16 protein-coding genes are annotated in these 14,085 nt (G+C 69.4%); 11 read left to right on the plus strand and 5 right to left on the minus strand.

Going from position 1 to position 14,085, the window contains the following annotated elements; translation table 11 throughout:
• The first annotated feature begins 150 nt into the window (after window positions 1-150).
• A complete protein-coding gene (locus ACFY2X_RS10880; RefSeq protein WP_389935662.1) occupies window positions 151-1,032 on the plus strand; it encodes a TIGR03619 family F420-dependent LLM class oxidoreductase in 882 nt (293 codons plus the stop codon).
• Between the two features lie 34 nt (window positions 1,033-1,066).
• Here ACFY2X_RS10880 and ACFY2X_RS10885 read toward each other — a convergent pair whose 3' ends face one another.
• Window positions 1,067-1,612 (minus strand): TetR/AcrR family transcriptional regulator, encoded by a 546-nt coding sequence (locus tag ACFY2X_RS10885; RefSeq protein WP_389935665.1) that lies wholly within the window; start codon window positions 1,610-1,612, stop codon window positions 1,067-1,069.
• 62 nt (window positions 1,613-1,674) lie between these two features.
• Here ACFY2X_RS10885 and ACFY2X_RS10890 point away from each other — a divergent pair, with 62 nt between their 5' ends.
• The 7 genes from ACFY2X_RS10890 (at window position 1,675) to ACFY2X_RS10920 (ending at window position 6,435) form a co-directional block, all read left to right on the plus strand.
• On the plus strand, window positions 1,675-2,094 hold the full coding sequence (locus ACFY2X_RS10890; RefSeq protein ID WP_389935668.1) for an SRPBCC family protein: 420 nt from the start codon (window positions 1,675-1,677) through the stop codon (window positions 2,092-2,094).
• Window positions 2,078-2,620, plus strand: coding sequence for a hypothetical protein (locus tag ACFY2X_RS10895; protein ID WP_389935671.1), 543 nt, complete (start codon window positions 2,078-2,080; stop codon window positions 2,618-2,620). Before ACFY2X_RS10890 ends, ACFY2X_RS10895 begins: the two co-directional genes overlap by 17 nt.
• Window positions 2,621-2,629: 9 nt before the next feature.
• Window positions 2,630-3,439, plus strand: coding sequence for a HipA family kinase (locus ACFY2X_RS10900; RefSeq protein WP_389935674.1), 810 nt, complete (start codon window positions 2,630-2,632; stop codon window positions 3,437-3,439).
• Between the two features lie 56 nt (window positions 3,440-3,495).
• Window positions 3,496-3,813: a DUF3037 domain-containing protein gene (locus ACFY2X_RS10905; RefSeq protein ID WP_389935800.1), complete on the plus strand. Its 318-nt coding sequence runs from the start codon at window positions 3,496-3,498 to the stop codon at window positions 3,811-3,813.
• A 92-nt stretch (window positions 3,814-3,905) separates the two neighbouring features.
• Window positions 3,906-4,523 (plus strand): type 1 glutamine amidotransferase family protein, encoded by a 618-nt coding sequence (locus ACFY2X_RS10910; protein ID WP_389935677.1) that lies wholly within the window; start codon window positions 3,906-3,908, stop codon window positions 4,521-4,523.
• Window positions 4,520-4,963 (plus strand): MarR family winged helix-turn-helix transcriptional regulator, encoded by a 444-nt coding sequence (locus tag ACFY2X_RS10915; RefSeq protein ID WP_389935680.1) that lies wholly within the window; start codon window positions 4,520-4,522, stop codon window positions 4,961-4,963. Before ACFY2X_RS10910 ends, ACFY2X_RS10915 begins: the two co-directional genes overlap by 4 nt.
• Before the next feature lie 158 nt (window positions 4,964-5,121).
• Window positions 5,122-6,435, plus strand: coding sequence for an SMI1/KNR4 family protein (locus ACFY2X_RS10920; RefSeq protein ID WP_389935683.1), 1,314 nt, complete (start codon window positions 5,122-5,124; stop codon window positions 6,433-6,435).
• 74 nt (window positions 6,436-6,509) lie between these two features.
• Here ACFY2X_RS10920 and ACFY2X_RS10925 read toward each other — a convergent pair whose 3' ends face one another.
• The 4 genes from ACFY2X_RS10925 to dxr form a co-directional block, all read right to left on the minus strand.
• Window positions 6,510-7,352, minus strand: a complete 843-nt coding sequence (locus ACFY2X_RS10925; protein WP_389935802.1) for a GNAT family N-acetyltransferase — start codon at window positions 7,350-7,352, stop codon at window positions 6,510-6,512.
• A 73-nt stretch (window positions 7,353-7,425) separates the two neighbouring features.
• Window positions 7,426-9,054 carry an alpha/beta hydrolase gene (locus ACFY2X_RS10930; RefSeq protein WP_389935686.1) on the minus strand — a complete coding sequence of 543 codons (1,629 nt, stop codon included), beginning with the start codon at window positions 9,052-9,054 and terminating at the stop codon, window positions 7,426-7,428.
• A 261-nt stretch (window positions 9,055-9,315) separates the two neighbouring features.
• Window positions 9,316-10,485, minus strand: coding sequence for a flavodoxin-dependent (E)-4-hydroxy-3-methylbut-2-enyl-diphosphate synthase (ispG, locus tag ACFY2X_RS10935; RefSeq protein ID WP_389935689.1), 1,170 nt, complete (start codon window positions 10,483-10,485; stop codon window positions 9,316-9,318).
• A gap of 34 nt (window positions 10,486-10,519) precedes the next feature.
• Window positions 10,520-11,704, minus strand: coding sequence for a 1-deoxy-D-xylulose-5-phosphate reductoisomerase (dxr, locus tag ACFY2X_RS10940; protein WP_389935692.1), 1,185 nt, complete (start codon window positions 11,702-11,704; stop codon window positions 10,520-10,522).
• 372 nt (window positions 11,705-12,076) lie between these two features.
• Between dxr and ACFY2X_RS10945 the strand changes: the two genes are divergently transcribed.
• From ACFY2X_RS10945 to ACFY2X_RS10955, 3 genes are all read left to right on the plus strand, one after another.
• The gene (locus ACFY2X_RS10945) at window positions 12,077-13,207 is read left to right on the plus strand and encodes a trypsin-like serine protease (RefSeq protein ID WP_389935695.1); all 1,131 of its coding nucleotides are present in this window, start codon (window positions 12,077-12,079) and stop codon (window positions 13,205-13,207) included.
• Window positions 13,208-13,239: 32 nt separating this feature from the next.
• Window positions 13,240-13,533, plus strand: coding sequence for a hypothetical protein (locus ACFY2X_RS10950; protein ID WP_389935698.1), 294 nt, complete (start codon window positions 13,240-13,242; stop codon window positions 13,531-13,533).
• Window positions 13,534-13,610: 77 nt separating this feature from the next.
• Window positions 13,611-14,081: a GNAT family N-acetyltransferase gene (locus ACFY2X_RS10955; RefSeq protein ID WP_389935700.1), complete on the plus strand. Its 471-nt coding sequence runs from the start codon at window positions 13,611-13,613 to the stop codon at window positions 14,079-14,081.
• Window positions 14,082-14,085: the final 4 nt, after the last annotated feature.

Below are 14,085 nucleotides of genomic sequence, written 5' to 3' on the forward strand. Positions count from 1 at the left end.
CCCCGCCCTCGGAGACCCGCCTTCAGCGCACTCGGAGATCCCGGCTTCCGGCTCCGAAGAACCCCGTCTCCAGGGACTCGGATATGTCCCCCGGCACAGCCGGGGGACATATCCGGAAATTTCAACATCTGAGCAGCTCGGGGAGGATCCGTGCAGTTCTGGCTAGGCGCGTCGTTCGTCGAGACCGACCAGTTCGTCGAGCTGGCCAGGGTGTCGGAGCGATGTGGCATCCACACGCTCACCCTGTCGGACCACATCTTCTACGCCGACTTCGAGTCCCCCTACCCCTACTCCAGGACCGGCGCGCCCCGGTGGAACGCCGAGACGCACTGGCCCGACGTGTGGGTGACGATCGGCGCGATGGCCGCGGTCACCTCGACCCTGCGCTTCGCCCCGAACGTCTACATCGCCCCGGCCCGTGACCTGTTCACCGTCGCCAAGCAGGTCTCCACGGCGGCGGTGATCTCCAAGGACAGGGTGACGTTCGGCGTCGGGGTCGGCTGGTGCAAGGAGGAGTTCGTCCAGACCGGCCAGGACTTCCACACCCGGGGCCGCCGGCTGGACGAGATGATCCCGGCGCTGCGCGAGCTGTGGGCTGGCGGCACCGTCGAGCACCACGGCACCCATTTCGACTACGGCCCGCTGTCGATCTCCCCCGTCCCGGCCCGGCCGGTGCCGTTCTTCATCGGCGGCGACAGCGAGGCGGCCCTGCGCCGCGCGGCCAGGATCGGCGACGGCTGGATGGGCAACCGTGTCTACACGGAGGAACAGCTCGACGAGATCCTCACGGCGCTCAGGCGCTATCTGAAGGAGTACGGCAGGCCGGAAGACGCCCTGAAGATCATCGCCCCCCTCGCGGTCATGCCCGACGCGAGCACCTACCGGCGCTTCGCCGACAAGGGCGTCACCGGCACCATGGCCGCCCCCTGGTGGCTGGCCACCCCCGAGGAGAAGGCCGAGCACGGCGACGGCATCGAGCTGAAGGTCGCCACCATCGAACGCTTCGCCGAAGAGGTCATCTCAAAAATGTGATCGCGGCGGAGCCCGCGACCCGGCACCCCGGTTCTCAGCCGGTGCTCACGCCCATCTCGGCGAGGGCCATCTCCGCGGAGTGGCCGAAGGACTCGTCGACGGCGCCCACCCGTCTCAGGGCCGCCATTCCCAGATAGACGCCGTAGCCGGCGACGACACGCCGGCGGGCGAGCTCGGCCGGCTGGCCCAGCTCCTCCAGTATGGCCTGCATGAACTCCAGGCGGCGCGTGCTCACCCGGCGCGCCACTTCGGCGGCGAGCGGGTCGTCGGCGGCGCTGACCAGTTGGAAGGCGACCGCCGCGTCCGCCGTGTCGTCGAAGGCCCCCTCCAGCAGGGTGCGCATGCGCGCGGCCGGGTCGGCGATCTCCAGCAGCTCCGTGATGATCTCTTCGGTTCTGGCCTCCCAGAGCGCGAGCGCCGCCTCGATCAACGCCTTCCTGTTGGCGAAGTGCCAGTAGAAGCTGCCTTTCGTGGTGCCGAGCCGTACCGCCACCGGCTCTACCGCCACCGCGGCCAGGCCGCCTTCGGCCAGGGCCTCCAGCGCTGCCCTTGCCCAGTCTCCCGCATTCAGTCGCCCCACTCCGACAGTCTTCCATACGGAGGCGTATAGTCATTCCATACGCAACCGTATGGAGGCAGCTCGTGGTCTACAACATGCACGAACGCGTCATCCCCGCGTCCCCCGAGCGCGTCTGGGATCTACTCGTCACGATCGGCAGTGACCAGGACCGGCTCTGGCCCAAGGACCTGAGCTCCTTCCGCACCCCCGAGGGCGTGGCCCCGGGCGCGCCGGTGGTGCACAGCTCGGCGCGTTACCGGGTGAGCATCGTCGAACCCGGCCGCCGGCTCTGGTTCGACCTCGGCAAGTCGCTCAGCGGCGGCCACGGCTTCACGCTCCACCCCGTCGAAGGCGGCACGCTCGTACGGCACGAGCTGAAGGGCCGCACCGGGGGCATGTTCCGGCTGCTGTGGCCCCTGGTGATCCGCCGCAAGCACGACGTCGTGGTGGAGAAGATCCTCGACAACCTGGCAAGGGAGATCAGCCGTGCCCACGCTGATTGACCAGATCATGGCCGACTCCGATTTCAGCGAGCGGCACGAGATCACCATTCCCGCCTCACGGGAACGGGTCTGGGACGCGGTCAACACGCTGGACCTGTCCGACGTCAAGCTGGTCCGCCCGCTTTTCGCCGCGCGCAACCTGGTCGCGCGACTCCGTCACGGCCACGAGCAACAGGACATACCCAACTTCTCCGCGCCCCCGATGGCCACCGACCCCGGCCGTGAGCTGGTCCATGGGCTGGCCGGTCAGTGGTGGCGGCTGGGCGCGTCCGACAACCTGCCGCCCTTCGAGGACCTCGCGGCCTTCCAGGCGTTCGACGAGCCCGGATACGCGAAGTCGGCGTTCGGCTTCGTCCTGCTCGACGACCGGCCAGGCCGGATCCGCCTGGTGACCGAGACCAGGGTCCTGGCCACCAGTCCGGACGCCCGGAGGATCATGGGCCGCTATTGGCGGGTCATCCGGCCGGGCAGCGGGCTGGTCCGGCGGATGATGCTGAGCGCCATCCGAGAGAAAGCCACCCGGTAGCCTGGCGAGGTGCTGGAACAGATCGCGGCGACCCGCTACGTGACGCCCCTGCGTGAGGGCGGGTCGCTCCCCGGAGTGGTCGAGGCGGATGACCTCGGCACCTATGTCGTGAAATTCCGAGGCGCCGGGCAGGGCCGCCGGGTGCTCGTCGCGGAGATCATCTGCGCCGAGCTGGCCAGGCGGCTCGGCTTCCGCACCCCCGAGCTGAAGGTGATCGACGTCGATCCGCAACTCGGCGCCCGGGAGCCCGACGAGGAGATCCAGGACCTGCTCAAGGCCAGCGAGGGTCACAACCTGGCGGTCGACTTCCTGCCCGGCGCGCTCGGTTTCGAGCCGCTCGCATGGTCTCCGGATCCCGACTTCGCCTCCCGGCTGCTCTGGTTCGACGCCCTGATCCACAATGTGGACCGGAGCTGGCGCAACCCGAACCTGCTCCTGTGGCACGGTGACATCTGGCTGATCGACCACGGCGCCGCCCTCTGGTTCCACCACAACTGGCCCACCGCGGATCCGCAGCGCTCCTTCAGCGCGGACGACCACGTGATGGCCCCCTTCGCCACCCAGGTGGCGGAGGCCGACGCCGAGCTCGGCCAGAAGATCACCAGGGACTTCCTCGACGGGGTGGTGGACGAGGTTCCCGACGAGTGGCTGGAGGACGAGCCCGGGTTCGACGGAGCGCAGGCCGTACGGCAGGCATATGTCGAGCACCTGCTGGCCCGCGCGCAGGGCCCGCGCGCATGGCTGCCCGAGCCCTCGAACGCTCCCAGGCAGGAGAAGAAGTCCGGCTCGGTGGGCGCCTTCTGGAAGGACAACCGGTGAAAGACGTCTACGAGTACGCCGTGATCCGGGTGATCCCCCGCGTGGAGCGAGGCGAGATGATCAACGCGGGGGTGCTGCTCTACTGCCAGCCCCGCGATTACCTGTGCGCGCGGGTGGAGCTGGACGAGGCGCGGCTGCACGCGCTGGACGCCCACGCGGACGTCGACGGGGTACGGCACGCGCTCGACGCCTACCAGCGCTCCTGCAGCGCCGAGGCGGGACCGCTGACCAAGGAGTCGCTCGGCAGCCGGTTCCGGTGGCTGACCGCTCCGCGCAGCACGATCGTGCAGACCGGCCCGGTCCACGCCGGTCTCACCGCCGACCCCGAAGCCGAGCTTGAGCGCCTGATGAACCGGCTGGTGCGCAGCCTCTGATCTTGCCCTTCAATCCGCGCGCCGGCGCTGCGGTGACCGCCTGTCACGCCATCGAAATTGACAGCATATTGTCCTAATGACAAGATGTTGTCATGAACAAGATCTATCACGCGGTATACGAGACCATGGCCGATTGGGAGACCGGGCACACCACCGCCCACATCAGAAATGGTGAGTACCACAAGGAGCCCGGCCGCTACGAGCTCGTCACCGTCGGCCTCACGACCGACCCGATCACCACCATGGGCGGCCTGCGCGTCACCCCCGACGTCTCGATCGGCTCGATCGAGGACGCGGCGATGCTCATCCTGCCCGGCGCCGCGCTCTGGGACGAAGGTGACGATCTCGCTCCCTTCGCCCGCAAGGCCCGCGAGCTGCTGGAAGCAGGCGTGCCGGTCGCGGCCATCTGCGGCGCGACGGCCGGGCTGGCTCGCGAAGGGGTCTTCGACACCCGTGGCCACACCAGCGCCGCACTGCCGTACCTGCAGATGCAGCAGGGGTACGGCGGCGCGGAGCACTACGTCGAAGCACTCGCCGTGACCGACGGAGACCTCATCACGGGCACGCCCACCGCACCGGTCGACTTCGCCCGCGAGATTTTCGCCAAGCTGGAGCTGTACACCCCGGAGGTGCTGAACGCCTGGTACCAGCTGTTCGCGCACAGCGACGCCTCGGCCTTCGAGGCGCTGATGGCACCATCGGGTACATGAGCAAAACGGGAGATCTACTGTCGGAGGCCGCGCTCACCGTCTACCGCCTCAACGGGCAGTTCCTCGGCGCCGGCGACATGCTCGCCAGGCCGGCGGGGATGACCGTCGCCTGGTGGCAGGTGCTGAGCGCGGTCCTCGACAGGCCCATGTCCGTGGCCGAGATCGCCCGGCTGCGCGGGCTGACCAGGCAGGGCGTGCAGCGAGTCGCCGATCTGCTGGTGGACCAGGAGCTGGCCGAGTACGAACCCAATCCCGCCCATCGCAGGGCCAAGCTGCTGCGGCCCACCGCGAAGGGCCTGGCCGCGATAGAGCGGATCGACCCCGATCTGGAGGCACTGGCGAACCGGGTGGTGGACGAGCTCGGCCTCGACGGCCTGAAACAGGTCATCGAGGCGCTCAAACGGCTCTCCGCCGCCCTCGACCAGGTCACCCGCCAGTAAGCGTCACCTCGGGAAACCGCACCGGCAGGACTTGGTGATCGAGTGATCTGTGTTCCCTGCCGGCGCACCGTGACAGGCATCCTCGAACCCCGGGCGATCGGCACGCGGACCGCGTCCGTCCCTTGAATGTCAGCCACTCCTGATGGGATGAGCTCGACATGATCGAGATGGAGGAGTTCCGCGTGAACCGTGAGGCCTGGAAACCGTTCTTGAAGCGCTGGAGCGAGGAGTGGATCGCCGTTCACGGCGCGGAGCCGCAGTCGGCGGCCGAAGAACCGGCCGCGGAGCCACGCTCGGCGGTGGAGGAACCGGTCACCGAGCCACCTTCGGCGGTCGGGGAGCCGGCCGCCGACGGCTGGCTGGGTTTCCCGCCCGCCTCCGCCGAGCAGGTGGAGGCGGCAGAGGCGCGGCTGGGGTGCGCGCTGCCGCCGTCCTTCCGGGAGTTCCTCCTGGCGACCGACGGCTGGCGATGGGCGGGTAAGTTCGTCGACCAGCTCCGCGGCACAGGTGACATCGGCTGGATGCGCGACGTGGACCCGATGTGGATCGAGATCTACGAGGAGATCAACGAGGACGCCGACGAGGACGCCGACGAGGAAGACGAGGAGGAGGACGAGGAGGACACTGACGAGGAAGACGAGGAGGACGAGGTGGCCGTCCTCCGGCGGGCGCTGCTGATCTCGCTGGAGGCGGACGCGGGCGTGCTGTTCCTCGACCCGGGAGACGTCGACGAGAACGGAGAATGGGCCGCGTACGAGCTGTTCAGCTGGAGGGGCGCGGGCCCGGAACGGCACGGCTCCTTCTACGAGCTGATGTACGACCTCTATGCCGGTTTCCACGCCCTCGACCGCCCGCAGTGCGAGACCCAGCGTGAGTGGGACACGAAGATCGAGCAGGCCCGCCTGGCGAGCCTGGCGGGCGAGGTCGACGGGCCGCTGGCGGTGTTCGAGGAGGCCGCGCGCTTCGGTCGCGACCGCGCCAGGATCTTGCTGTTCCAGATGCGGGCCATGCTGGGCTTCAGCGACGCGAGCCAGCTGGTCCGGTCGATGCTGATGCGCGGCGGCAAGCTCACCTGGTCTCTCGACGCCGCCTTCCTGACGGCCGAGGTCCTGCCCGTCCTGCTCGCCGAGCACGAGTCCACCGCTCACTGGGCCGCCCACTCCACACTCGCCAGCCTGGCGGAGTACGGTTCCGAACCGGTCCAGCGGCTGGTCGCCGACTACCGGGCGCGGGCGGGCGAGCCCGGGTTCCAGGCCCGGTACGGCGATCCGGAGTTCGACGCCGCCGTGCGCGCCGCGATCGCCGGCCCCGCCGATGGCGACCCCTGGCCGCTCCTGCGCGGCGCCCTGTCGACGTGGCGCCCGCTGAGCGACGACCACCTCGCGCCGATCGTCCTGCTGGCCGACCCCCGGATCGCTCAGCTGATCACACCGGAGCGTGGACGCGAGATCCTCGCCATGCGACGCGGCTGATCATCCTCGATCGGTCGCTCCGGCCCCCGCCCGGTCCGTGTCCAGCCGTCATCGCGCCGCCGAGGCCGGCGTCTCTAGAAGAGCACCGACATGAAAGTGCCGACCTCTTTGAACCCGACCTTGCGGTAGGCGGCCCGGGCCGGGGCGTTGTAGTCGTTGACGTACAGCGAGACCACGGGCGCGAAGCAGTCGAGCGCGTGCTTGACCACCGCGGCCATCCCGGCCACCGCGTGCCCTCGGCCGCGCAGTTCCGGGTGCACCCAGACACCCTGGATCTGACAGGCCAGCGGTGTCACGGCGCCGATCTCGGCCTTGAAGACGACCTGGCCGTTCTCGATCCGCGCGTAGGACCGGCCGATCCGGATCAGCTCGGCGACCCGGGATCGGTAGAGGGCGCCGCCGTCCCCGGCCTCCGGAGAGACGCCCACCTCCTCGGTGAACATCGCCACGCAGGCCGGGAGCAGGATCTCGAACTCCTCCGGCCGGACCCTTCTGACCAGAGGGTCGATCGGCACCGGAGCCGGCTCGGTGGCCGCCATCAGCGGCTGGGACCAGCGGATGGCACGGGCGGCACCCCAGTAGGGTTGCAGCCGCTCCCACATCAGCTCGACGGCGTCCGCGGGGCCGACGATCGAGGAACAGCGGCGGCCCTGCTTGCGCGCGCGGTCGGCGAAGGCATGAACGGCATCCGTTCCGGCGTTCACCGGGACCAGGTTGGCCCCCGCGTAGCAGAGAGAGATCAAGCCTCCGCGCGGCCCGAACCCCCACATCTGACCGCCGAGCCTGGCCGGATTCAGCCCGACGGAACGGACTCTGGAGGCGACGAAGACATTGGCGACGGGATCGGCGTCCAGGAGCGCCAGCACCTCGTCACGGTCAGTGTCGTCGAGCACACGCGACGCCGTTGTGCGCAGCATCACGGCCTCAGCCTACGCGACCCCCTCGATTTTGGCAGGAACCAACGCAGAGGCTCTCATCTACCTCCGCGGATCAGTCAGCCCTCACCTTGGCCGGATCAGCCTTCGCCGCCGCGCGGGCGGCGGGCACGGGCGTGGGGCCGGCCTCGCAGCGGGCGTCCGAGACGGCCGTCGTGTGGCCTGTCTCAGCGGGCAGGGTGCCGTCCTTGAGGTAGGCGGCCAGATACCGGTCCGCGCAGCGGTTCCCGCCGAGCACGACCCCGTGGTTGCCGCCGGGCACCGTCAGCAGCCGGGCGCCGCTGAACAGCTTTCGCATCTGCAGGGCCCCCGCGTACGGTGTGGCGGCGTCGTGCTCGGCCTGGGCGATCATGATGGGTGGCAGCTTCGGGCTGTCCTGGATCTTCACCGGAGTGCCGCCCGGCTCGGACCAGAACGCGCACGGCGCGTTGTACCAGGCGTTCAGCCAGGTGAGGAAGGGCGCCCTGGCGTGCATCTTGACCATGTCGGTCCGCCAGTCGGCCCAGCTACGCGGCCAGGCGGCGTCACGGCACTGCACCGCGAGGTAGACGGCGTAGTTGTTCTCGGCCTTGGCGTCGGCCTCGACGTGCCGGCGGTAGGCGCCGACCAGGGGCGCCGTGTCGCCCTTCTTCACGTAGGCGGAGAACGCCCTGGCCAGTTGCGGCCAGACCATGTCGGAGTAGCCCGCGACGCTGTAGATGTCGTCGAGCTCGCTCGGGCCGACCACCCCGCCGGCCGGGCGGGTGCCCAGTCGCTCACGCATGGCGTACCACGCGAAGGAGACCGACCTGCCGGTCGCGCCCAGCTTGTAGACGTCGTTGTGGCGGGCGGTCCACTTCAGGAAGTCCTGGTGCCGCCGGTCGAAGGTGAGGTCCTGGGAGAGGTTGGAGGCGTACCAGACCTTGCGGGGGTCCACCACGCTGTCCAGGACGAGCCTCTTGACCCTGTCGGGAAAGAGTGTCGCGTAGACCGCGCCAAGGTAGCTTCCGTAGGAATAGCCCAGGTAGCTGATCTTGGGCTCGCCCAGCGCCTCCCTGATCGCGTCCATGTCCCTGGCGGAGTTCTCGGTGCTCATGTGGGGCAGCACCCAGCTCCACCGGTTCCCGCACGCTTCGGCGTACTCGCGAGCCCTGGCGACCAGCACGGCCTCCTCGCGCTCGTTGCCCGGCACGTAGTCGGGACGGGGCGGGGCGTAGTACTTCGCGGGGTCGACACAGCGGAGCGCGGGCTCGCTGTCGCCCACCCCCCTCGGGTCGAAGCCGATGATGTCGAACCGGTCGGCCAGACCGGCGGGTAGCTGGGCGGCGACGTGCCGGGCCAGGGAACGTCCGGACGCCCCGGGACCCCCGGGGTTGACCAGAAGCACGCCCAGGTGGTTGTGGTCCCGCGAGACCTTCCCCCTGATCCGGTTCAGGGCCAGGCTGATCGTCTGGTACGGGTTGCTGTAGTCGAGCGGCACCCTCAACGTGGCGCACTCCACTTCACCGGCTCGGGCCTCGGCCGGAGGAGGTTCCAGAACGTTTCCGAGCACCGCGCTCTTGCGCGGCTCGCCGCAGGGCCCCCAGACCAGGCCGTCCCGCTCCGGCGCCGCCGCTCCCCCCGGTTGCGCCGCCGCGCCTCCTGGCGCCCCGACCGCGATGGCCAGCATTCCGACAGCCGTGGCAATCCCGACAACCCTTTTCACGAATCCCCCTACTCATACGGCAGAGGCGATGATCTCCCGGGCTGCGGCATGATCACCGAGCACACGGCAACTTGCTTACCATTCTGTATCCGATTCATTGCTCTGTGTAATCGAGCGCGGCGGTTCGATGGCCGCCCGCCGCGCCCGGGAAGCCGCCGGGGCTCGGGCCGGGCCATGACCTCGGCGGGAAACCACCGGAACGCCGAACGGCCCGCGCCAGGCCTGGCACGGACCGTGTGAGAACGCGGCGCGGACGCGGTTCTAGCGGACGACGACCTCGGGGCCGGGAGCGTTCTCGTCGTCGAGGTCGACCTTCACGCCCATCTCCTCGGCCAGGCGCAGAGCCTCTTCGATGAGGGTCTCCACTATCTGGGACTCGGGGACGGTCTTGATGACCTCGCCCTTGACGAAGATCTGGCCCTTGCCGTTGCCGGAGGCGACACCGAGATCGGCCTCGCGGGCCTCGCCGGGGCCGTTGACGACGCAGCCCATCACCGCGACGCGGAGCGGGACCTTCAGCCCCGTGAGGCCGGCCTGGACCTGCTCGGCCAGGGTGTAGACGTCGACCTGGGCGCGCCCGCAGGAGGGGCAGGAGACGATCTCCAGGCCGCGCTCGCGCAGGTTCAGCGACTCCAGGATGCCGATGCCGACCTTGATCTCCTCGACCGGAGGGGCCGACAGCGACACGCGGATGGTGTCGCCGATGCCCTCGGAGAGCAGCGCGCCGAACGCGACGGCGGACTTGATCGTGCCCTGGAAGGCCGGGCCCGCCTCGGTGACGCCGAGGTGGAGCGGATAGTCGCACTGGGCGGCCAGCTGGCGGTAGGCCTGGACCATCACGACCGGGTCGTTGTGCTTGACCGAGATCTTGATGTCGCGGAAGCCGTGCTCCTCGAAGAGCGAGCACTCCCACAGGGCCGACTCCACCAGCGCCTCGGGGGTCGCCTTGCCGTACTTCTGCAGCAGGCGCGGGTCGAGCGAGCCCGCGTTGACGCCGATCCGGATCGGCACGCCGTGGTCGGAGGCGGCGCGGGCGATCTCGCTGATCTTGTCGTCGAACTTCTTGATGTTGCCGGGGTTGACCCGGACCGCCGCGCAGCCCGCCTCGATCGCGGCGAAGACGTATTTCGGCTGGAAGTGGATGTCCGCGATCACCGGGATCTGTGACTTCTTCGCGATGATCGGCAGCGCGTCGGCGTCATCTTGGGAGGGCACGGCCACCCGGACGATCTGGCAGCCCGACGCGGTCAGCTCGGCGATCTGCTGAAGCGTCGCGTTGATGTCGGCGGTGACCGTGGTGGTCATCGACTGCACCGAGACCGGCGCGTCCCCGCCCACCGGGACGGAACCGACCATGATCTGGCGGGATTTGCGTCGCTCGGCGATCGGCCTGGTCCGTACCGAAGGGATCCCGAGAGCAACAGAAGTCATTTTCAGCCCTTGTAGAGTCGACGACGCACCCAGTCTAGGCAGTCGCCGTGAGCTCCCGGGCCCGAGCCCGCGCCCACTTGTCGGCGTCGAGCACCTCGGCGACCGAGCCGGCTTCGGTGACGGCGTGTTCGGAGACCACCGCCGCCACGGTGTCCACGATGGCCGGGAACGACAGCCGCCCGGCCAGGAACGCCTCCACGCAGACCTCGTTGGCGGCGTTGTAGACGGCCGGGGCCGTGCCTCCCGCGGAGCCGACGTGACGCGCCAGCGCGACGGCGGGGAAAGCCTCGTCGTCGAGCGGATCGAAGGTCCAGGTATGGGCCCTGGTCCAGTCGACCGCGGGGGCGGCGCCGTCGACCCGCTCCGGCCAGCCGAGCGCGAGCGCGATGGGCAGCCGCATGTCGGGCGGGCTGGCCTGGGCGATGATCGAGCCGTCCACGAACTCCACCATCGAATGGATGACCGACTGCGGGTGGACCACGACGTCGATCCGGTCGAAGCCGATGTCGAAGAGCAGGTGCGCCTCGATGACCTCCAGGCCCTTGTTGACGAGCGTGGCGGAGTTCACCGTGATGACCGGGCCCATCGACCAGGTCGGGTGGGCCAGGGCCTGCTCGGGGGTCACGTCCGCGAGCTCCGCGCGCGGCCTGCCGCGGAAGGGGCCGCCGCTCGCGGTGACGATCAGGCGGCGCACGGCCGACGCGTCGGGGCCGGTCGGACCGGCGGCCCACAGGCACTGGGCGAGCGCGGCGTGCTCGGAGTCGACCGGGATCAGCTGGCCCGGCTTGGCCAGGCGCTTCACCAGCGGCCCGCCGATGATCAGGGACTCCTTGTTGGCGAGGGCGAGCATCCTGCCCGCCTCCAGCGCGGCCAGCGTCGAGGTCAGCCCCAGCGCGCCGGTGATGCCGTTGAGCACCATGTCGGACGGCCACGCCGCGACCTCGGCGACCCCCTCGGGACCGGCGAGCACCTTGGCGGTCACCCCGTGAGCCGCCAGGGCCTCCCGCAGTGCCGGTGCGGCCGAGGCGTCGGCGACGGCCACCGCGTCGGGCCGGAACTCGGCCGCTTGGCGGGCCAGCAGGTCGACCCGGCCGCCTCCGGCGGCAAGCGCCGCCACCCGGAACCGGCCGGGGTTTCGCGCGATGACATCGAGGGACTGGGTCCCGATGGAGCCGGTCGAACCGAGCAGGACAACGGAGCGGATGGTGTCTGACTGCACCGCCCCATTCTCCCGGCTCCCGCCTACCTGTCGAACCGGGGCTGGAATCAGCGATCTATGAAACACACGATAAAAGCATTATTTATGTCCAAATTTCGCTATATCAATACTTGCAAATCTTGAGAGACACGAAGACGCGGCGCACTGGTTTCCCGGCTCGGCATCAGGTCCCGGGAGGTACAAATGCGCCGTACGGCACGCCTGGGTCCCCCCTCTGGGTCCCCCCTTGCCCTCGTCACCGGCTGAATGTTCGGCCCGTGCTCCGGAGCCGACGCGCGGGCCGGTCTACGAGGCCGCGCAGATCACCGGCACCCCCCGAGATTTACCGAAAGTAGTCACAAGAACACATCACGTAGTGCAAACTCGGGTCCCATGACCTCGAGCCTCCCCCTGCTTGCGGGTGCCGCGCTCATCGCCGGGTTGATGAGCCCCCCTCTGATCGGCACGACGACCACCGAGCACGAGCGGCAGGCCGTGAACGCCACCGCCCAGCCGGCCCGCTCGACCCGGTTGACCCGGCCGGTCCGCAGGGCCATAAACCCCGGGAGCCCGGCGAGCCCGGCGAGCCCGGCGAGCCCGAACAGGCCCGTGAGTCCGAACAGGCCCGTGAGCCCGGAAAGGCCCGTGAGCCCGGAAAGGACAGACGTCGTCGAGCACGTGGCCGCCCGCGACACGTCGGACCAGCGTCGCGTGCTCGACTACTGGACCCCGCGCCGGATGGCGGAAGCCCTCCCGATCGGCCTGCTCGACACGGTGACCGGGGTGACCGGGGTGACCGGGGCGCTCGGCAAACCTCCCGCGCCGACCCACCACCGCGCCCGCACCAACGGGGCGCTGTGGAACGCGGGCGGATTGGTGACGCGCACCACCGGCCGGGTGTTCCTCACCCTCCGGGGGATCGACTTCGTGTGCTCGGCGAGTTCGGTCAAGAGCGCCAACAAGGACCTCGTGGTGACCGCCGGGCACTGCGTCAAGGACGGAACCGGCGCGTGGGCGGACAACTGGACCTTCGTCCCCGGCTATGACCAGGGCCATCAGCCTTACGGGCAGTTCACCGCCCGCCGCATGTTCGTCGCGGGCCCGTGGTCGCGCAGCGCGGACGACAGCTACGACGTCGCCATGGTGGCGCTCAACCGGAGGGCCGACGGGCATCTCACCGAGATCGTCGGAGCCCAGGACATCGCCTTCGGCACCGCGAGGGGACGCCTGACCCATGGTTTCGGCTTCCCCGCCGACACGCCCTATGACGGCGAGCACCTGGTTTACTGCTCGGGCCCGGTCCACGACGACCCGCACGGCCAGACGGCCGACCAGGGCCTGCGCTGCGACATGACCGCCGGATCCAGTGGCGGCCCCTGGCTGAGCGACTTCGACTCGGCCACCGGGCACGGCGCGATCATCTCGGTGAGCAGCTTCAAATACAGCGACGACCGCAGCACCATGTACGGCCCCTACTTCGGCGACACGGCCAGGGAGCTCTACACCACGGCCGAGAGGTCATGACCGCCGTGAGCGCCCATGCCTACACTCAAGTCATGACTGAGAACGCCCGTGAAGTGCCGATGAGCGAGTTCGACGACCGTCTCGGCGACGTCATCGGCCGGGCGTCGATGCTTGAGGAAGTCATCTATCTGACCGTGGACGGTGTCCGCGTCGCGAAAATCATCCCTCATGAGGATGCCTGGTTCTGGAGTCCCAAGTGGCAGGCCATGGACCGCGAGGCGGAGGAGAATCTCGCAGCGGGCAATCACCGGACCTTCGATTCGGCCGATGAATTCATGGCGCATCTCGAAGAACTCCAGAAGGATCGGGAACCACTCGATCTATGATCGACCTCTACTGATACGGCTCACGGTTAAAAGCCGGTAACACCGGCGAAATCCGGGTGTGAGTAACGTCGCCAGGCATGGAGAGCACCCTCACCCGCGAACCGGCCGACTCCCCCGTCGTCCTCGAACTCTGCGTCGCCCAGCAGGCCGAGCTGGCCTACCGGCAGCGCCACGTCGTGGACAACACGCCCAAGCACCTCGACCCGCGCATCTCCTTCGTCGTCGCGTGGTCGTCCGGCCAGGCCGTCGGCTGCGCCGGGCTCCAGCCGCTGGAGCCCGGCGTCGGCGAGGTCAAGCGCATGTACGTCCGTCCCGAGGCCCGCGGGCAGGGCCTGTCCCGCGTGCTGCTGGCCGAGATCGAAGCCCTCGCCCGCGCCTGCGGCATGCGCGCCCTCCGCCTGGAGACCGGCCGTCTTTTCCACGAGGCCATCGGCCTCTACACCGCCACCGGGTACGAACCCGTTCCCCGCTTCGGCGCCTATGCCGAGTGCGAGGAGAGCGTCTGCTTCGAGAAGACCCTCTCGCTCGCGATCAGCCCGTGTCCATGATGCG

The sequence above is a fragment of the Streptosporangium sp. NPDC000396 genome (assembly GCF_042898655.1).
Lineage (GTDB): Bacteria > Actinomycetota > Actinomycetes > Streptosporangiales > Streptosporangiaceae > Streptosporangium.